The sequence below is a fragment of the Gemmatirosa kalamazoonensis genome (genome assembly GCF_000522985.1).
GTDB lineage: Bacteria > Gemmatimonadota > Gemmatimonadetes > Gemmatimonadales > Gemmatimonadaceae > Gemmatirosa > Gemmatirosa kalamazoonensis.
Genome location: NZ_CP007128.1, coordinates 3,478,015 through 3,496,659 on the forward strand (window position 1 = coordinate 3,478,015; position 18,645 = coordinate 3,496,659).

16 protein-coding genes and 2 tRNA genes are annotated in these 18,645 nt (G+C 71.3%); all 18 read left to right on the forward strand.

Annotated features, from left to right (window positions below):
• Positions 1 to 182 precede the first annotated feature (182 nt).
• The 18 genes from thrS to J421_RS15115 all read left to right on the forward strand — a co-directional run bounded on the left by thrS (position 183) and on the right by J421_RS15115 (position 18,440).
• The gene (thrS, locus tag J421_RS15030) at positions 183 to 2,159 is read left to right on the forward strand and encodes a threonine--tRNA ligase (protein WP_025412004.1); all 1,977 of its coding nucleotides are present in this window, start codon (positions 183 to 185) and stop codon (positions 2,157 to 2,159) included.
• Between the two features lie 180 nt (positions 2,160 to 2,339).
• Positions 2,340 to 5,117 carry a TonB-dependent receptor gene (locus tag J421_RS15035; protein WP_025412005.1) on the forward strand — a complete coding sequence of 926 codons (2,778 nt, stop codon included), beginning with the start codon at positions 2,340 to 2,342 and terminating at the stop codon, positions 5,115 to 5,117.
• Entirely contained in the window at positions 5,114 to 5,608 is a 495-nt protein-coding gene (locus tag J421_RS15040; protein ID WP_025412006.1) for a cupin domain-containing protein, read from the forward strand. Before J421_RS15035 ends, J421_RS15040 begins: the two co-directional genes overlap by 4 nt.
• 222 nt (positions 5,609 to 5,830) lie before the next feature.
• On the forward strand, positions 5,831 to 7,042 hold the full coding sequence (locus J421_RS15045) for an acetyl-CoA C-acetyltransferase (protein ID WP_025412007.1): 1,212 nt from the start codon (positions 5,831 to 5,833) through the stop codon (positions 7,040 to 7,042).
• Between the two features lie 112 nt (positions 7,043 to 7,154).
• The gene (locus tag J421_RS15050) at positions 7,155 to 8,000 is read left to right on the forward strand and encodes a CPBP family intramembrane glutamic endopeptidase (RefSeq protein ID WP_158508804.1); all 846 of its coding nucleotides are present in this window, start codon (positions 7,155 to 7,157) and stop codon (positions 7,998 to 8,000) included.
• The gene (locus J421_RS15055; protein ID WP_104022656.1) at positions 7,993 to 8,892 is read left to right on the forward strand and encodes a 3-hydroxybutyryl-CoA dehydrogenase; all 900 of its coding nucleotides are present in this window, start codon (positions 7,993 to 7,995) and stop codon (positions 8,890 to 8,892) included. The genes J421_RS15050 and J421_RS15055 overlap by 8 nt, the downstream gene beginning before the upstream one ends.
• A complete protein-coding gene (locus tag J421_RS15060; RefSeq protein ID WP_025412010.1) occupies positions 8,892 to 10,049 on the forward strand; it encodes an acyl-CoA dehydrogenase family protein in 1,158 nt (385 codons plus the stop codon). Before J421_RS15055 ends, J421_RS15060 begins: the two co-directional genes overlap by 1 nt.
• Positions 10,050 to 10,054: 5 nt before the next feature.
• Positions 10,055 to 11,131 carry a Glu/Leu/Phe/Val dehydrogenase dimerization domain-containing protein gene (locus tag J421_RS15065; protein ID WP_025412011.1) on the forward strand — a complete coding sequence of 359 codons (1,077 nt, stop codon included), beginning with the start codon at positions 10,055 to 10,057 and terminating at the stop codon, positions 11,129 to 11,131.
• Positions 11,132 to 11,143: 12 nt separating this feature from the next.
• Positions 11,144 to 12,448, forward strand: a complete 1,305-nt coding sequence (locus J421_RS15070; protein WP_025412012.1) for a serine hydroxymethyltransferase — start codon at positions 11,144 to 11,146, stop codon at positions 12,446 to 12,448.
• 142 nt (positions 12,449 to 12,590) lie between these two features.
• Positions 12,591 to 12,977, forward strand: a complete 387-nt coding sequence (locus J421_RS15075; RefSeq protein WP_148306337.1) for a Minf_1886 family protein — start codon at positions 12,591 to 12,593, stop codon at positions 12,975 to 12,977.
• Positions 12,978 to 13,000: 23 nt separating this feature from the next.
• Positions 13,001 to 13,192 (forward strand): hypothetical protein, encoded by a 192-nt coding sequence (locus tag J421_RS15080; protein ID WP_025412014.1) that lies wholly within the window; start codon positions 13,001 to 13,003, stop codon positions 13,190 to 13,192.
• A 73-nt stretch (positions 13,193 to 13,265) separates the two neighbouring features.
• On the forward strand, positions 13,266 to 14,819 hold the full coding sequence (locus J421_RS15085) for an NAD(P)H-hydrate dehydratase (protein WP_104022657.1): 1,554 nt from the start codon (positions 13,266 to 13,268) through the stop codon (positions 14,817 to 14,819).
• Positions 14,819 to 15,772, forward strand: a complete 954-nt coding sequence (gene thiL, locus J421_RS15090; protein WP_025412016.1) for a thiamine-phosphate kinase — start codon at positions 14,819 to 14,821, stop codon at positions 15,770 to 15,772. Before J421_RS15085 ends, thiL begins: the two co-directional genes overlap by 1 nt.
• Positions 15,772 to 16,545, forward strand: coding sequence for a lysophospholipid acyltransferase family protein (locus J421_RS15095; protein ID WP_104022658.1), 774 nt, complete (start codon positions 15,772 to 15,774; stop codon positions 16,543 to 16,545). Before thiL ends, J421_RS15095 begins: the two co-directional genes overlap by 1 nt.
• 18 nt (positions 16,546 to 16,563) lie before the next feature.
• A complete protein-coding gene (gene eno / locus J421_RS15100; RefSeq protein WP_025412018.1) occupies positions 16,564 to 17,844 on the forward strand; it encodes a phosphopyruvate hydratase in 1,281 nt (426 codons plus the stop codon).
• 18 nt (positions 17,845 to 17,862) lie between these two features.
• Complete coding sequence (locus J421_RS15105) at positions 17,863 to 18,171, forward strand: FtsB family cell division protein (RefSeq protein WP_025412019.1); 309 nt, start codon at positions 17,863 to 17,865, stop codon at positions 18,169 to 18,171.
• 36 nt (positions 18,172 to 18,207) lie between these two features.
• Positions 18,208 to 18,281, forward strand: a tRNA-Met gene (locus J421_RS15110).
• 85 nt (positions 18,282 to 18,366) lie between these two features.
• A tRNA-Met gene (locus J421_RS15115) sits at positions 18,367 to 18,440 on the forward strand.
• Positions 18,441 to 18,645 lie beyond the last annotated feature (205 nt).

Sequence of the window (18,645 nt, forward strand, 5' to 3'; positions counted from 1 at the left end):
GTGGCGGAGGTGATGATGCTGGAATAAGTTGCGCGTCAGACGACGGCGCGATGCTGCGTGCGCGAGCGCGCAAGAACAAGGCCACCTGCCGGCCCGCGATTTGGCCTCCGACGGCCCGCGCGGCATGCGCGGCGTGCGGCATGCGCGCTTCACACTCGCATACCCGCACGAGCCTCGCCAGGATGGACGCGTCCGCCGCTCTTCACGCTCCCGACGTCGATACGATCACGCTCACGCTGCCCGACGGCGCGACGCGCGAGGTGCCCTACGGCACGCTCCCGCGCGACGTCGTCGCATCCATCGGCGAGCGGCTGCTGCGCGCCGCCGTGGCGGTGAGCGTCGACGGACAGATCCAGGACCTCATCACGCCGCTGCGGAAGGGTGGCGCGTTCCGCGTCCTCACGGAGAAGGACCCGCAGGCGCTCGACGTGCTGCGCCACTCCGGCGCGCACGTGCTCGCGACGGCGGTGCGCCGGCTCCGCCCCGACGCGAAGATCGGCTTCGGCCCGGCGATCGAGGACGGCTTCTACTACGACTTCGAGGTCGAGAAGCCGTTCACGCCCGACGACCTCGCGGCGTTCGAGGCGGAGATGCGCAAGGTCGCGCAGGAGAAGCTCGCGTTCGAGCGCAGCGAGGTGTCGCGCGACGAGGCCCGCGTCGTCTTTCGCGAGGATCCGCTGAAGCTCGAGCGGCTGCAGGATCTCCCCGAGGACGAGGTCATCTCCACGTACCGCGACGGCGACTTCGTGGATCTCTGCCGCGGCCCGCACGTGCCCGACACGTCGTGGCTGAAGCACTTCAAGCTGCTCAACACGGCCGGCGCGTACTGGCGCGGCGACGTGAAGCGGCAGATGCTGCAGCGCATCTACGCCACGGCGTTCTTCAAGAAGGACGACCTCGAGCAGCACCTGCACCGCATCGAGGAGGCGAAGCGGCGCGATCACCGCCTGTTAGGCAGGCAGCTCGACCTGTTCCAGTTCCACGCGGTGTCGCCGGGCGCCGCGTTCTGGACGCCGCGCGGCACGATCCTCTACAACACGATCGTCGACTTCGTGCGCGAGCGACAGCAGCGCGACTTCAACGAGGTGAAGACGCCGCTGCTCTACAACAAGGCGCTGTGGGAGCAGTCCGGCCACTGGGGCAAGTACCGCGAGAACATGTTCCTCGTGCTCGACAACGAGACGAACGAGCACGACATGTCGCTCAAGCCGATGAACTGCCCGTCGCACTACGTCTACTTCAACTCCTCGAAGCACTCCTATCGCGAGCTGCCGCTGCGGCTCGTGACGATGGACGTGCTGCACCGGAACGAGGTGTCGGGCGCGCTCTCGGGGCTCACGCGCGTGCGGCAGTTCCAGCAGGACGATTGCCACGTGTTCCTGCGCGAGGACCAGATCACGGCGGAGGTGCGCTTCCTCCTCGACTTCATCCTCGGCTACTACGAGGCGTTCGGGCTGAAGGCGACGCTGAAGTTCGCGACGCGCCCCGAGCAGCGCATCGGCTCCGACGAGCAGTGGGACCGCGCCGAGGCGGGACTGAAGGCCGCGCTCGGGGCGACGGGGATGCCGTACGAGCTGAAGCCCGGCGACGGCGCGTTCTACGGCCCGAAGATCGACTTCGACGTGACGGACTCGATCGGGCGCGCGTGGCAGCTCGGCACGATCCAGCTCGACTACATGAACCCCGAGCGGTTCGACATGAGCTACGTCGGCGAGGACAACGCGCCGCACCGGCCGGTCGTCATCCACCGCGCGGTGAGCGGGTCGTTCGAGCGGTTCATCGCGATCCTCATCGAGCACTTCGCGGGCAACTTCCCGACGTGGCTCGCGCCGGAGCAGGTGCGCGTGGTGCCGATCGCCGCCGACTACGACGCGTACGCGGAGGAGGTCGTCGGCGCGCTGCGCGCGGCGGGCGTGCGCGTGGGCTACGACCGCGAGCACCGCAAGGACTACCGCGAGGTGATCAAGGACGCGTCGCACCTGAAGGTGCCGTACATGGCGGTCGTCGGCCGCCGCGAGCAGGAGCAGCGCACGGTGACGCTCCGCCGGCGCGGCGCGGAGAAGCAGCAGGAATCGTTAGGCCTCGACGCGCTCGTCGCGCGGCTCGCCGACGAGATCCGCACGCGCGCGCTCTGGCAGGACGCGCCGCCGACGGCCTGACCCGCGCGCGCACGACTCGCCCCGACCCGCCGGCCGCCGGTGACCCACCGTGCGATCGGCGGGTCGCTCGTTCTGGCACATGAAGTAGACGCAGACGTCGCATTGCGCGGCACTCCCCGCACCCCCGTCCCACCTTCTGCGTCGCCACGAGCGCCGGCGGCGCGTCGTCGGAGGTTCGTGATGCACCTGCACGTCACCCGGCTCCTCCTGGCCGGATCGCTCGTCCTCGCCGCGGAGCGCGCGGCCGCCCAGCAGCCGGCGCTCGGCACGGTCACCGGACGCGTCACCGGCGAGAGCGGCGAGGGCATGGTCGGCGCGACCATCGCCGTCACCGGCACGCCGTACGGCGCGCTCACGAAGTCCGACGGCACGTATCGCATCGCACTGCGTCCCGGCACGTACGAGCTGCGCGCGCGGCTGATCGGCTACACGTCGCCGCGCGACACGGTCGTCGTCACGGCGGGCGGCACGGTCACGCGCAACTTCCGGCTGGCGCGCGCCGCGAGCACGCTGGAGGCGGTGGCGGTCGTCGGCAGCCGCACGGAAGCGCGCACGGTGATCGAGTCGCCGGTGCCGGTCGACGTGCTGTCGGCGGCGGAGATCAAGAGCACGGGCCGCACGGAGACGGCGCAGATCCTCCAGCAGCTCGCGCCGAGCGTGAACTTCCCGCGGCCGTCGATCACCGACGGCACGGACCACGTGCGCCCGCTCACGCTGCGCGGACTGGGCGCCGACCAGGTGCTCGTGCTGCTGAACGGCAAGCGGCGTCACACGAGCGCCCTCGTGAACCTCAATGGCTCCGTGGGACGCGGACAGGCGGCGGTCGACGTGAACGCCATCCCGGCGAGCATGATCGATCACATCGAGGTGCTGCGCGACGGCGCCGCGGCGCAGTACGGCTCCGACGCGATCGCCGGCGTGGTGAACATCGTGCTGAAGTCGGGCGCCGACGGCAACCTCACGGCGGAGTATGGGCGCACGGCGACGACCTACGGCGGCCAGACGGTGAACGGCACGAACCTGGTGAGCGGCGTCGCGACGCCAGTCACCGCGCAGACGCCGAGCCGCTCGGCGCACGACGGAGGGCTCGTGCACGCGGCGCTCGACAAGGGCGTCGCGTCGTCGCAGTCGCGGTTCCTGCACGGCGGCGTCGAGTACCGGAACCGCGGCAACACGAACCGCACGCTGGCCGACCCGCGACCGCAGACGTTCGCCGAGGTGACCAACGGCACGTTCCGCGACCTCTCGACCGGCCCAATGAACTACGAGCTCGGCGACGCCGCCGTGGCCGACGCGGTGGGCATGTTCAACGGCGGCTACGACCTCGCGAACGGCGTCGAGCTGTACGCGTTCGGCGGATTCGACCACCGCGAGGGGCGCTCGGCGGGGAACTTCCGCCGCGTGACACAGAACACGCAGACGGTGCGCAGCATCTACCCGAACGGCTTCCTGCCGTTCATCGAGAGCACCATCGGCGACTTCTCGGGCTTCGGTGGCGCGCGCGGCAAGGTCGCCGGCTGGCAGTGGGATCTCAGCACCGGGTATGGCCGCGACAACTTCCGCTTCGACGTGACGCACAGCAACAACGCGTCGATGGGCGCCGCGAGCCCGACGAACTTCTACGCCGGCACGCTGGTGTTCGGACAGTGGATGAACAACCTCGATCTGTCGCGCGAGGTGCACGTCGGAACCGCGGGGATCCCGCTGCGCCTCGCGGCGGGGGCCGAGTTCCGCGTGGACCAGTATCGGATCAAGGCCGGCGACGTCGCCTCGTACGTGGACGGCGGCGCGCCGGTGCTCGACGCGAACGGCAACGTCGTCGTCGGTGCGAAGGCGATTCCCGGCGCGCAGGTGTTCCCCGGCTTCCAGCCGAGCAATGCGGTCGACGCGTCGCGCAACAACGCCGCCGTGTACGCCGACGTCGAGAGCGACATCACGAAGCAGTTCCTGGTCAGCGGCGCCGTGCGCTACGAGCACTACAGCGACTTCGGCTCCACGACCACCGGGAAGGTCGCGTCGCGGCTCACGATCGTGCCGGGCTTCGTGCTGCGCGGCGCGTTCGGCACCGGCTTCCGCGCGCCGTCGCTGCAGCAGACCTACTTCTCGTCCACGGCGACGAACTTCGTGAACGGCGTGCCGTTCGAGATCCGCACGGCGCCGGTGGGCTCCGACCTCGCGAAGGTGTTAGGCGCGAAGCCGCTCAAGCCCGAGCACTCCACGAACTACAGCGCGGGTGTCGCGCTCGAGCCCGCGCGGAGCCTGTCGTTCACCGTGGATCTGTACCGCGTGAACATCACCGATCGCATCGTACTCTCCGAGAACTTCACCGGCACGGCGGTGCAGAACCTGCTCCGCCCGCTCGGCGTCTCCGGCGCGCGCTACTTCACGAACGCGATCGACACGCGCACGAACGGCATCGACGTGGTGGGCAACTACGGCCTCTCGCTGCGCTCCGCCGGGTTCGTGCGCCTCATGGCCGGGTACAACCACAACAAGACGCACGCGACGCTCGTCGCGCAGACGCCGCCGGAGCTCGGCAACCAGAACGAGAACCTGTTCGGTCGCGTGGAGCGCGCACGGATCGAGGAGGGGCAGCCGCGCGACAACTTCCTCGCGTCGGCGAACTACGAGTACCACGATCTCGGGCTCGTCGCGCGCACGCAGCGCTTCGGGTCGGTGACGACGCGCGCCACGGTCGGCAGCGACAACCTGGACCAGACGTTCGGGGCGAAGTGGATCACCGACGTGAGCGCGTCGTACAAGGTGCTGCGCCGCTTCACGCTCACGGCCGGCGCGGACAACGTGTTCGACGTGTACCCGGACCAGAACAACAACCTCGGCAACGTGCGCTCCAACGTCGCCGGCAACGCGAACTTCGGCATCTTCCCGTACAGCTCCTTCTCGCCGTTCGGGTTCAACGGCCGGTTCGTGTACGCGCGGGTGGGCGTCGGGATTTGAAGCCCCTCCATGCGCGCGCCGCCGAGCTCGTGGCGACGCTCGGCCTCGCGCCGCATCCGGAGGGTGGATGGTATCGCGAGCTGTTCCGCTCCGTCGACCGCGTGACGCGCGGCGACGGAGCGGAGCGCGACGCGTTGACGAACATCTACTTCCTGCTCGCGGCCGGCGCACACAGCCGCTGGCATCGCGTCGCCGCGGACGAGGTGTGGCACCACTACGAGGGCGCGCCGCTGGAGCTGCTGTGCATCGATCCGGCGCTCGCATCGTCGTGCTCGGTCACGCTGGCGCCGGTGGACGGCAGCGGCGCACGTCCGACGCACACGGTGCCCGCGGGGTGGTGGCAGGCCGCGCGCACCACGGGCGATTACGCGCTCGTCGGCTGCACCGTCGGTCCAGGATTCGACTTCGCCGACTTCGCGCTGCTCGACGACCGGCCGGACGACGCGCGGATCCTGCGGGAGCGGTTCGCGGAGGTCAGAGCGCTGGGCTGAGCGTGGGACGCATCATCTTCATGGCGTTACCATCGATTCCCATCGAGCGGTGTATGGAAATGATGGTAACGCGATGGAGATGATGCGTCCTGCCGTGCCCGCGCCTCGTGCCCGCTCCTGCGCATCTCCGTTGAACCCCGCCTGGCCGCCGGGTAGCTTCCCAGGCTGAGCGGGTGGCCCGGCAGGCGCGGGACGCCGCTCCTGACCCGGACCCGACTCGTCATGCCCGATACATCGCGTCAGCCCGTCATCGTGGCGGCCGCGCGCACCCCGATCGGCAAGTTCCTCGGGGCGTTCGGTTCGCTCACCGCACCCGACCTCGGCGCGGCGGCGATCCGCGAGGCGATCAAGCGCTCGCGCGTCCCCGCCGACGAGGTGCAGGAAGTCATCATGGGCAACGTCGTGCAGGGCGGCGTCGGACAGGCGCCCGCCCGGCAGGCGATGCTGAAGGCCGGCGTGCCCGCGACGGTCTCCGCGATGACCGTCAACAAGGTCTGCGGATCCGGTCTCAAGTCGGTGATGCTCGCCGCACAGGCGATCAAGGCGGGCGACGCGCAGGTGATCGTCGCCGGCGGGCAGGAGTCCATGTCGAACGCGCCGTACTACGTCTACGGCATGCGCGACGGCGTGAAGCTCGGCGACCAGAAGCTCGTCGACGGCATGATCAAGGACGGGCTGTGGTGTGCGATGTGCGACGTGCACATGGGCGGCCACGCCGAGTACACCGCGCGCAAGGCCGGGATCTCGCGCGAGCAGCAGGACGAGTTCGCGGCGGCGTCGCACCGCAAGGCCGTCGACGCGCAGGACGCGGGCAAGTTCAAGGACGAGATCGTGCCGGTGCGCGTGCCGGGTCGGAAGGGCGACCTCGTCGTCGACACCGACGAAGGGCCGCGCCGCGACACGACCGCGGAGTCGCTCGCGAAGCTGCGCCCCGCGTTCGCGACGAAGGGCGTGCCCGCGGAGGAGCTCAGCGTGACGGCGGGGAACGCGTCGTCGCTGAACGACGGCGGTGCGGCGGTCGTCGTGACGAGCGAGGAGTACGCGCGCGCGCACGGCCTCACGATCCTCGCGCGCATCACCGCCTACGCGACCGGCGCGACGAACCCGCAGGACCTGTTCTTCGCGCCGATCACGGCGGTGCAGAACCTCATGAAGAAGGCGGGCACGTCGATCGACGACTACGATCTGTTCGAGGCGAACGAGGCGTTCGCGTCGCAGGCGATCGCGACCGGGCAGGGCCTCGACTGGGCATGGGACCGCGTGAACGTGCACGGCGGCGCAATCGCGTTAGGCCACCCGATCGGCGCGAGCGGCGCGCGGGTGCTCACCACGCTGCTGTACGCGCTCGCCGACCGCGGCAAGTCGACGGGCCTCGCGACCCTGTGCCTCGGCGGCGGTGACGCGGTGGCGCTCAGCGTGGAGCGCGTCGACTGAGCCCTGGCGCCGTCCCCCCCCGGCGGCGGCGCCGCGCGCCGGAGACCGGCCGCCGGCGTGGCTCTTCGCCTCCGACGGGCGGCTGCGTGCGGGGTGGCGGCTGCTGCTCTTCGTGCTCGCGCTCGTCGCGGGGCTGCTCGTCGCGGCGCAGCTCGTGTATCCGCTGCTCGCCGCGGTGCTCCGCGCGCTCGGCATCCCGCTCAACGCGTACTGGCTGAGCCTCGCCGATTGGCTGTGGGTCGCGGGCGCGTTGGCCGCGCACCTGTTCGTGCTGCGACTCGTCGAGCGGCGGCCGTGGGCCGACGTGGGGCTCGGACGTGCCGCGCTGCGGCCACGCGGGCTCGCGTTAGGCGCGCTGCTCGGCGCCGTGGCGATCGGCGTGCCGTGCCTGCTGCTCATCGTCGGCCGCGAGCTGCGCGTGCTGCCGTCGGCTGATGGCAGCTGGTTCGGCGCGGCCGGGTCGCTGCTGGCGAAGCTCGCGCCCGCCGCGCTGCTGGAGGAGCTCATCTTCCGCGGCTATCCGTTCATGGTGCTGCGCGAGAGCGCCGGCCCGGTCGCGGCGCTCGCGGCGACGAGCGTGTTGTTCGGCATCGCGCACGTCAGCAACCCGGGCGTCACGGTGCTGTCGATCGTGATGGTCGTGCTCGCGGGATGCTTCCTCGGCGCCGTGGTGCTCGTGACGGGCAGCGTGTGGGCCGCGTTCGCCACGCATCTCGCGTGGAACTGGACGCTGAGCGCCGCGGTCCACGCGGCGGTGAGCGGGCTGCCGTTCGCCATGCCCGACTACCGCACGGTGGACGCGGGACCCGACTGGCTGACCGGCGGCGCGTGGGGCCCCGAGGGGGGACTCGCCGCCGGACTCGGAATCCTCTCGGCGCTCGCGCTGCTCCGGTGGCGCGGCGCCTCACACTTTCTCGAGCGCGGCCGCGTGGCCGCCGGGGAGCACGCCGATGGCTGAAGCGACGACCGCCGCCTCGCAGAGCGGCGCACCGTACCGCACCGAGCCGATCGACGAGGTCGCGATCATCGGCGCGGGGCAGATGGGCAACGGCATCGCGCACGTGTTCGCGGCCGCCGGCTACGACGTGGCGATGATCGACGTGAACGACGGCGCGCTGCAGCGCGGCCTGTCCACGATCGAGAAGAACCTCGACCGACAGGTGAAGAAGGGATCGATCGACGCGGCGGCGAAGGACGCCACGCTCGCCCGCGTCTCGACGCACGTCGACATGGCGGCGGTCGAGGGCGCGGGGATCGTCGTCGAGGCAGCGACGGAGAACGCGGATCTCAAGTTCCGCATCTTCCAGGACGTCGACCGGCTCGCGAACGCGGGCGCGATCCTCGCCACGAACACGAGCTCCATCTCCATCACCGAGATCGCTGCGCGCACGCGCCGCCCCGAGCTCGTCATCGGCATGCACTTCATGAATCCCGTGCCGGTGATGCAGCTCGTGGAGGTCATCCGCGGAATAGCGACGAGCGACGCGACGACCGCGACGACGATGGAGCTGGCGCGCAAGGTCGGGAAGACGCCGGTGGAGGTGAACGACTACCCGGGCTTCGTCGCGAACCGGATCCTCATGCCGATGATCAACGAGGCCGTGTACTGCGTGATGGAGGGCGTCGGCACGCCGGAGGCCATCGACACGGTGATGAAGCTCGGCATGAACCATCCCATGGGACCGCTCACGCTGGCGGACTTCATCGGCCTCGACACCTGCCTCGCGATCCTCGAGGTCATGCACCGCGGGCTCGGCGACCCGAAGTACCGTCCGTGCCCGCTGCTGCGGAAGTACGTCGCGGCGGGGTGGCTCGGACGCAAGACCGGTCGCGGCTTCTATCAATACTGATGCTCTCCGATCTTCTCCCGCTCACCGAGACCCAGCGCGAGATCCGCGACCTCGCGCGCACGTTCGCGCGCGAGCACGTCGCGCCGCACGCCGCGCAGTGGGACCGCGAGGGATACTTCGAGCCCGCGCTGGTGAAGCAGCTCGGCGACGCGGGGTTTCTCGGCATGCTCCTCCCCGAAGAGTACGACGGGCTCGCGCTCGACACGGTGACCTACCTCATCGCGCTCGAGGAGATCGCGGCGGCCGATGCGTCGGTCGCCGTGATGATGAGCGTGCACAACTCGCTGCCGACGCAGATGCTGCTGCGGTGGGGCACCGAAGCGCAGAAGGATCGGTGGCTGCGGCCGATGGCGCGCGGCGAGATCCTCGGCGCGTTCGCGCTCTCCGAGCCGGACGCGGGGAGCGACGCGGCGTCGCTGCGCTGCCAAGCGACGCGCGACGGCGACGGCTGGGTGCTGACCGGCACGAAGTCGTGGGTGACGAGCGGGTCGCACGCCGGCGTCATCCTCGTCATGGCGCGCACCGACACGGCCGCGGACCGGCAGGGCAGTCGCGGCATCGGCGCGTTCGTCATCACGCCGGACCTGCCGGGCTTCCACGTCGGCAAGAAGGAGAACAAGCTCGGGCTGCGCGCGTCGCCGACGGTGCAGCTCGTGTTCGACGAGATGCGCGTGCCCGCTGGCCATCTGTTAGGCGAGCCGGGGCAGGGGCTCGCCTACGCGCTGCAGTCGCTCGAGCACGGGCGGCTGGGCATCGGCGCGCAGGCGCTCGGCATCGCGCGCGCCGCGCTCCAGGCGGCCCGCGACTACGCCGACGAGCGTCGACAGTTCGGCCGCCCGATCCGTGACTTCGAGGCGATCCAGTTCAAGCTCGCCGACATGGCGATGCGCGTCACGGCGTCGCGCGCGCTGCTGCACGCGACGGCCGCCGCGAAGGATCGCGGCGAGCGCGTCACGCAGTTCGCCGCGATGTCGAAGTTGATGGCCAGCGAGACGGCGATGTTCGTCGCCGACGAGGCCGTGCAGATCTTCGGCGGCTACGGCTACGTGAAGGAGTACCCGGTGGAGCGCTACCTGCGCGACGCCAAGGTCACGGAGATCTACGAGGGCACCTCGGAGATCCAGCGCGTGGTGATCGCGCGCGAGCTCTATACCTGACTGCAATGAATCTCTTCGACAGACTCGCCGAGATGGGCCACGAGCAGGTCGTCGTGTGCCACGACAAGGCGGCCGGCTACCGCGGCATCATCGCCGTCCACGACACCACGCTCGGCCCCGCGCTCGGCGGCACGCGCTTCTGGAACTACGCCAGCGACGAGGAGGCGATCATCGACGCGCTGCGCCTCGCGCGCGGCATGACGTACAAGAACGCCGTCGCGGGGCTCAACCTCGGCGGCGGCAAGAGCGTCATCATCGGCGACAACCGCACCGTGCAGCGCGAGATGATCTTCCGCGCGCACGGCCGCTTCGTCGACTCGCTCGGCGGCCGCTACGTGACGGCGGAGGACGTCGGCACGAGCACGGGCGACATGGACTTCGTGCACATGGAGACCGACTACGTCGCGGGGCTCGCCGGCGCGTCGGGCGATCCGTCGCCGGTCACCGCGCACGGCGTCTTCCGCGCCATCCAGGCGTCGGCGCGGCAGGTGTGGGGGCGCGACTCGCTCGAGGGGCGCACGATCGCCATCCAGGGGTGCGGCAACGTCGGACACTACCTCGCGCAGGAGCTGAGCGAGGCCGGCGCGTCGCTCGTCGTCACCGACATCGATCCCGAGCGCGTGAAGGCCGTGGTGAACGCGACCGGTGCGCGCGCCGTGCCGACGGAGGAGATCTACGCGCAGGCGGCCGACATCTTCGCGCCGTGTGCGCTCGGCGCCGTCATCAACGACCGCACGATCCCGCAGCTCCGCGTGCAGATCGTCGCCGGCGCGGCGAACAACCAGCTGCTCGAGGACCGCCACGGCGACGAGCTGGAGTCGCGCGGCATCTTGTATGCCCCCGACTACGTGGCGAACGCGGGCGGCGTGATCAACGTCTACAGCGAGCTGGCCGGCTGGAGCCGCGAGCGCTCGCTGCGCAAGGCGGACGAGATCTACCACACGGTGCTGAACGTGTTCGAGATCGCGCAACAGGACCGCATTCCCACTTACAAGGCCGCCGATCGCCTCGCCGAGCGCCGCATCGCGGCGGTGCGGAGCATGGTGAAGACGTGGCCACAGTGGCCCAACAAGGCGTCGTGAGGTGAGCGCGTCATGAACAACGGAACGAACCACTGGAGCGACTGGGACCGCTGCCCGCCGGGTCCGGCCCTCACCGCCGCCGATCCCGAGGTCGCGGCGCTCATCGGCGAGGAGATCCGCCGGCAGAACGATGGCCTGGAGCTCATCGCGAGCGAGAACTTCGTGTCGCCCGCGGTGCTCGAGGCCATGGGCTCCCCGCTCACGAACAAGTACGCGGAAGGGCTGCCGCGGAAGCGCTACTACGGCGGATGCGAGATCGTCGACCAGATCGAGCAGCTCGCGATCGATCGCGCGAAGGAGCTGTTCGGCGCGGACCACGCGAACGTGCAGCCGCACTCCGGCGCATCGGCGAACTTCGCCGCGTTCACCGCGTTCCTGAAGCCGGGCGACACGTTCCTCGGCATGGACCTCTCGAACGGCGGCCACCTCACGCACGGGTCGCCGGTGAACTTCTCCGGCATCCTGTACCGCGCGATCTCGTACGGCGTCACCGACGAGGGGCTGCTCGACTACGACCAGATGCGCGAGCTGGCGCGCACGCACCGGCCGAAGATGATCATCGCCGGCTACAGCGCGTACTCGCGCGCGATCGACTGGCAGGCGTTCGCCGAGGTCGCGAGCGAGATCGGCGCGATCTTCATGGTCGACATGGCGCACTTCGCGGGGCTCGCCGCGACCGGCGTGTATCCGTCGCCGGTGCCGTACGCCGACGTCGTGACGACGACCACGCACAAGACGCTGCGCGGCCCGCGCGGCGGAATGATCCTGTGCAAGGCCGAGCACCAGAAGGCGATCGACAAGAGCGTGTTCCCCGGCGCGCAGGGCGGGCCGCTGGAGCACGTGATCGCCGCGAAGGCGGTGTCGTTCCGGGAGGCGCTGCGCCCCGACTTCGCCGACTACTGCCGGCGCGTCGTGGCGAACGCGAAGGCGCTCGCCGGCGCGTTCGTGGCCCGCGGCTTCCACGTCGTGTCGGGCGGCACCGACAACCACCTCATGTTGCTCGACCTGCGCAACAGAGGGCTCACGGGCAAGGTGGCGGAGAAGGCGCTCGACGCGGCCGGCATCACGGTGAACAAGAACACCGTCCCGAAGGAGACGCAGTCGCCGTTCGTGACGAGCGGCATCCGCGTCGGCACGCCGGCCGTGACGACGCGTGGCTTCGGCGAGGCGGAGATGGGCACCGTGGCCGATCTCATGGACCGCGCGCTCGCCGACGCCGAGAACGCCGCGGTGGCGGAGAGCGTGCGCGAGGAAGTGCGGGCGCTCGCGGCCCGCTTCCCGCTGTATCCGGCGACCGCGGACCTCACGCACGGCTGAGCGATCGCGTCAACGGTAGGGCGTCGACGGGTTGCGGTGGGCGCGGGTGCCCGCCAGTATTCCCCGGCGCGGCGGCGCGCGACCGACGGTCGCAGGCGCCGCCGCGCGTCACTTTGGACCCGCTTCACCTGGAGCACCGTCGTTGTCAGAGCTGGCGTTCCGCGACGGCATCATGGATCAGATCCGGCTGCGCGAGCCGCGCTTTCACGAGCGCGCGTTCTTGTTCGTGCTGTCGGCGCTGGAGTTCAGCCAGACGCGGCTCCCCGAGCGTCGGCACATCAGCGGGGCGGAGCTCGCCCGCGCCTGCCGCGACCTCGCGCTCGAGCGCTACGGCGTGGTCGCGCGACTGGTCCTCGAGCACTGGGGGATCCGGTGCACCGACGACATCGGCGACATCGTGTTCGCGCTCGTCGACCTCGGCCTCCTCATCAGTCAGCCGCACGACACGAAGGACGACTTCGCGCGCGTATTCGACTTCGACCAGGCGTTCGAGCGCGACTACCCATGGAACTGCGCGCTCCTCGGGTGATGCGCGCGACGGAGCTCTGATCGATGCCCACCGAGCTGCCGCAGTGTCACAAGTGCCAGAACGGAACGCTGCTCCCGCTCAGCGACTACGGCCGCGACGGCGCGCCCATCACGTACAAGGCGTGGGTGTGCAGCAATCCCGAGTGCGGCTTCAACGTCCGCATCGACAACGGCGAGATCGGCTACGGACGGACGGTGGGCCAGTCGCACAAGTGAGCGGAGTGATCGTCGCTCGCACGCTCGTCGTTGCCACGCTCGCGGCGGCCCACGTGGCCGCCGCTTTCGCGTCGTGACCTCTCGCATCCCGGTCGTCACCGCGGCGGAGTCCGCGGCGCGCGATCGCGCGGCGATCGACGCGGGCACGCCGTCGCGCGCGCTCATGCAGCGCGCCGGTGCCGCCGCGGCGGCCGAGATCGCGCGCCGCTACGGCGACCGCCTGCGCGGCGGCGTCGCCGTGCACGCCGGCCCGGGCAACAACGGCGGCGACGGGTGGGTGGTCGCCGCCGCGCTGCGGCGATGGGGCGCGACGGTGCGCGCCGCGCTGCACGGCGCCGACGAGCCGAAGACCGACGACGCGCGCTACGAGCGTGCGCGCGCGCTGGCCGACGGCACGCTGGACGCGCCGACCGGATCGGAGGCGGTCGTGGTCGACGGAGTGCTCGGCACCGGCGCGCGCGGTGCGCCGGCACCGTTCGCCGCCGCGGCCGTGGAGCGCATGCACGTGGCGCGCGCGTCCGGCGCCGTGGTCGTCGCGCTCGACGTGCCCACGGGGCTCGACGCGACCACGGGCGAGAACTTCGACCCGCACACGGTGCGCGCGGATCTCACGCTGACGTTCGGCACGCTGAAGCGCGGCCTGCTCGTCGCGCGCGGCCACGCGGGCACCATCGCGGTGGTCGACATCGGCCTCGGCGAGGCGCCTAACGACGTTGGGCCGGTGCTGTCGGGCGCGGCCGACGTCGCGCGGCTCGCGCCGGCGCTCGACGCCGCGGCCCACAAGGGCACGCGCGGCAAGATCGCGATCGTGGGCGGCGCGGCGGGCATGGCCGGCGCGACGCTGCTCTCGGCCGAGGCGGCGCTCCGCAGCGGAGCGGGCATGGCGCGCGTCGTCGTCGCGCCGGAGAGCGTGCCGGTCGCGCAGACCGCGCTGCGCGAGGCGCTCGCGTCGCCGTGGCCGACCGACGACGCGGCGCTCGCCCACACCGTCACGGAGTGGGCCGACGTCGTCGTGCTCGGCCCCGGTCTCGGACGCGACGACGCGGCCCGCGCACTGGCCGAGCGCGTGCTCGCCGCGTGGCGCGGGCCCGTCGTGCTCGACGCCGACGCGGTGACGATGTTCGCCGGCGACACGGCGCGACTGGGCACGCTGCTGCGCGGCCGGCCCGCGCTGCTCACACCGCACCCGCTCGAGCTGTCGCGCCTCGCCGGCCTGTCGCTCGACGAGATCCTCGCGCGGCGCTTCGACGTGGGACGCGAGCTGGCCGCGACGCTCGGCGCGAGCGTGCTCCTGAAAGGCGTGCCGACCGTGATCAGCGACGAGCACGCGACGCTCGTGTCGGCGACGGGCACCCCGGCACTCGCGACGGCGGGGAGCGGCGACGTGCTCACCGGGATCGCCGCCGCGCTGCTCGTGCACGCGAACGCCGACGCGCGCGCGACGGAGCGCGGCGCGGCCGCGGCCTGGATCCACGGCCGCGCGGGCGAGATCGCGACGGCGCGCCGCGGCGGCGTGCGCGGCACCACGCTGCGCGACGTGCTCGGCGCGCTGTCGGATGCGTGGCGCGGCGACGCGGCGCGGGCGCCGTATCCGGTGCTCGCCGAGCTGCCCGCGGTTCCGGGCTGATGGAGCACGCGCTCGGCCCCGGCGCCGAGTTCGACGCGGTGCGCGCGTTCGTCGACCGATGGGGCGCGCTCGCCGAGGGCATCGGCGACGACGCCGCGGTCCTCGACGTCCCGCGCGGCGAGCGGCTCGTCGTGAGCACCGACGTATCGGTGGAGAACGTGCACTTCCGGCGCGGGTGGCTGACGGCGCGAGAGATCGGCGCGCGCGCGACGACCGGCGCGCTGAGCGACCTCGCGGCGATGGGCGCGGCGCCGTTAGGCATCGTCGTCGCGCTCGTCGTGCCGCATGCGTGGCGCGCGGAGCTCGAGGCGCTTGCCGAAGGGATCGGCGACGCGGTGCGCCTGGCCGGCACGCGCATCGTCGGCGGCGACCTCTCGGGTGGCGACACGCTGTCCATCACGGTCACCGTGCTCGGCGCGGCCCCGCAGCCCGTCGCACGCTCCGGTGCACGCGCGGGGGATGAGCTGTTCGTCACCGGGCTCCTGGGCGGTCCGCTGCGCGCGCTGCGCGCCCTGGAGCGCGGCGAGACGCCGGATGCGCTCGACCGCACGCGCTTCGCCCGGCCGGTGGCGCGACTGCGCGAGGGACGATGGCTGGCCGGGCGTGGCGTCACGGCCATGATCGACGTGTCCGACGGGCTCGCGGCCGACCTGCGGCACGTCGCCGCGGCGAGCGGCGTGCGGCTCCGCGTCGACGCGCGTCGCGTGCCTCGCGTCGCGGGCGTGAGCGTGCGCGATGCGCTCGCGAGCGGTGAGGAGTACGAGCTCGCGTGCTGCGCGCCGCCGGGCGCCGTCGACGCGGCGGCGTTCGAGCGCGAGCTCGGCACGCCGCTCACGCGCGTCGGCACCGTCGAGGCGGCGGGCGCGTCGAGTGGCGACGTCGTGCTCGACGACGACGCGAGTGAGGGCGTGCGCGTTGACCTGCCGCAGGGGCACGACCACTTTTCGATCTGATGCGCACCCTGATCGCCGGCCTCACGTTCATCTTCCTCACGTTCGTGTGCGGCACGCTCGTGATCATCGCGAAGCTGCTCGGCGTGCGCGAGGGACCGGGGAGCGTGTTCGACAGGGCGCCGCGCTGGTGGGCCGCGGGGATCCTGAAGGCGTCGGGCGTGCGCGTGGTGCTGCACGGCGGCGAGCAGCTCGTCCCCGGCGAGCCGCACATCTTCGTGTCCAACCACGTGAGCTGGTACGACGTGCTCGCGCTGGTGCTCGTGCTGCCGCAGTACTCGTTCGTCGCGAAGGCGGAGCTGTTCAAGGTGCCGCTGTTCGGCAGCGCGGCGCGCGCCGTGGGCACGATCCCCATCGAGCGCGAGAATCGGAAGGCCGCGTTCCAGAGCTACGAGGAGGCCGCCGTGCGGATCCGCGCGGGGCGCAACGTCGTCGTGTACCCCGAGGGGACGCGCGGCACGTCGTACGCGCTGCGGCCGTTCAAGAAGGGGCCGTTCGTGCTCGCGATCGCGGCCGGCGTGCCGATCATCCCGACCATCATTCACGGCACGATCGAGGCGAACCCGCGCGGCACGCTGCGCGTGACGCCCGGTGTCGTCGACGTGCACCTGCTCGAACCCGTCTCCACGGCGGGACTCTCGTACGACGAGCGCGACGCGTTGAGTCGCGCCGTCTACGAGCGCATGGCCGAAGGCTTCCGACGCATCTACGGTCTCGAGAGCCCGCCCTATCCGACCACCACCACCGCCGCGGCCCCCGCGGCGGCCGCCGACTGACCACCCACAGCGACCTTCATGTCCACGATCATCGACGTCACCGCCCGCGAGATCCTCGACAGCCGCGGCAACCCGACCATCGAGGTCGACGTCACGCTGGAGAGCGGTGCCGCGGGCCGCGCCGCCGTGCCGAGCGGCGCATCGACGGGCGAGCACGAGGCGCTCGAGCTGCGCGACGGCGACGCGAAGCGCTACCTCGGCAAGGGCGTGCAGCAGGCGGTGACGAACGTGATCGAGGTGATCGCGCCGGCGCTGAACGGCGTCGAGGCGTCGGAGCAGATCGGCGTCGACCGGCTGATGCTCGATCTCGACGGCACGGAGAACAAGGGCAAGCTCGGCGCGAACGCGATCCTCGGCGTGTCGATGGCCGTCGCGCGCGCGGCGGCGAACGAGCAGGAGCTGCCGCTGTACCGCTACCTCGGCGGGCCGATGGCGCGCGTGCTGCCCGTGCCGATGATGAACATCCTCAACGGCGGCGCGCACGCGACGAACACCGTCGACTTCCAGGAGTACATGGTCGTCCCCGTCGGCGCGGAGTCGTTCGCCGAGGCGCTGCGGATGGGCGCCGAGGTGTTCCACGCGCTGAAGAAGGTGCTCGTCGGCCGCAAGCTCTCCACCGGCGTCGGCGACGAAGGCGGCTTCGCGCCCGACCTGGCGAGCGACGAGGACGCGATCAAGGTCGTGCTCGAGGCGATCGACAAGGCCGGCTACGCGGCGGGGAAGGACATGGCGCTCGCGCTCGACTGCGCCGCGTCGGAGCTGCACAAGGGCGGCACGTACACGTTCAAGAAGAGCGGCGGCAAGGCGCGTGACGCCGCCGGCATGGTGGAGCTGTACGCCGAGTGGGCGGAGAAGTATCCGATCGTGTCGATCGAGGACGGCCTCGCCGAGGACGACTGGGACGGCTGGGCGAAGCTGACCGAGACGTTAGGCAGCCGAGTGCAGCTCGTGGGCGACGACCTGTTCGTGACGAACAGCGAGCGGCTCGCCCGCGGCATCGCGGACGACGTCGCGAATGCCATCCTCGTGAAGGTGAACCAGATCGGCACGCTCACCGAGACGCTCGAGGCGATCGAGATGGCGCGCGCGAACGGGTACAACTCCATCATCTCGCACCGCTCCGGTGAGACCGAGGACACGTTCATCGCCGATCTCGCGGTCGCGACGAACGCGGGGCAGATCAAGACGGGCTCCGCGTCGCGCTCCGATCGCGTCGCGAAGTACAACCAGCTCCTGCGCATCGAGGAGCAGCTCGGCGACGTCGCGGAGTTCGCCGCGGGCGGGCCGTTCGGCCTCTGATCTGCGTGTGGTGACGCCGTGATCCGGAAGCTTCTCATCGGCGCCATCGTGCTCGGCGTGGTGGTGTACGCGCTCCAGGGGGGCGAGTACGGCACCACCGACCTGCTGCGGCAGCGTGCGCGCAAGAAGTCGTTGCTCGCCGGCATCGACTCCCTGCAGCGGCAGGTCGACTCGCTCGGCGCGCTGCAGAAGCGACTCGAGACCGATCCCGCGCTGCAGGAGCGCATCGCGCGCGAGGAGTTCGGGATGGTGCGCGGAGAGAAGGAGCTGCTGTACCGTTTCGCGGACCCGCGGCCCGACGCCGACTCCACGAAGCGCGGGCCTTGACGATCGAAACGGCCCGGATATACTTGGGATCAACGACGCGGGGTGGAGCAGCCTGGTAGCTCGTCGGGCTCATAACCCGAAGGTCGCGGGTTCAAATCCCGCCCCCGCCATACGGACGGCCGGCTCCCGGAGCCGGCCGTTCCGTTTCCCGGTCAGTCCGGTTAAGTTCATGAGCCGGCCGATGATACGGCCCGTGGCAGGGTAGCTCAGCCGGTTAGAGCACGGCACTCATAATGCCGGGGTCGCGGGTTCGAGTCCCGCCCCTGCTACTTCGAAGTGATGACGACGCCCGCCGGGTCCCCGACTCCGCGGGCGTCGTTCGTTGCGCGCCGTCGGGGAGCCGAACGATGCCGCTGAGCATCACGTGGGCGCGCCGAGGTCGACACGGCGACGACGGGGCACGTGCCGGAGACGGCCGAGCTGATGGGCACGTACGCACGCGAACCCCGGCGTCGCTGACCCGATCGCGGCGCG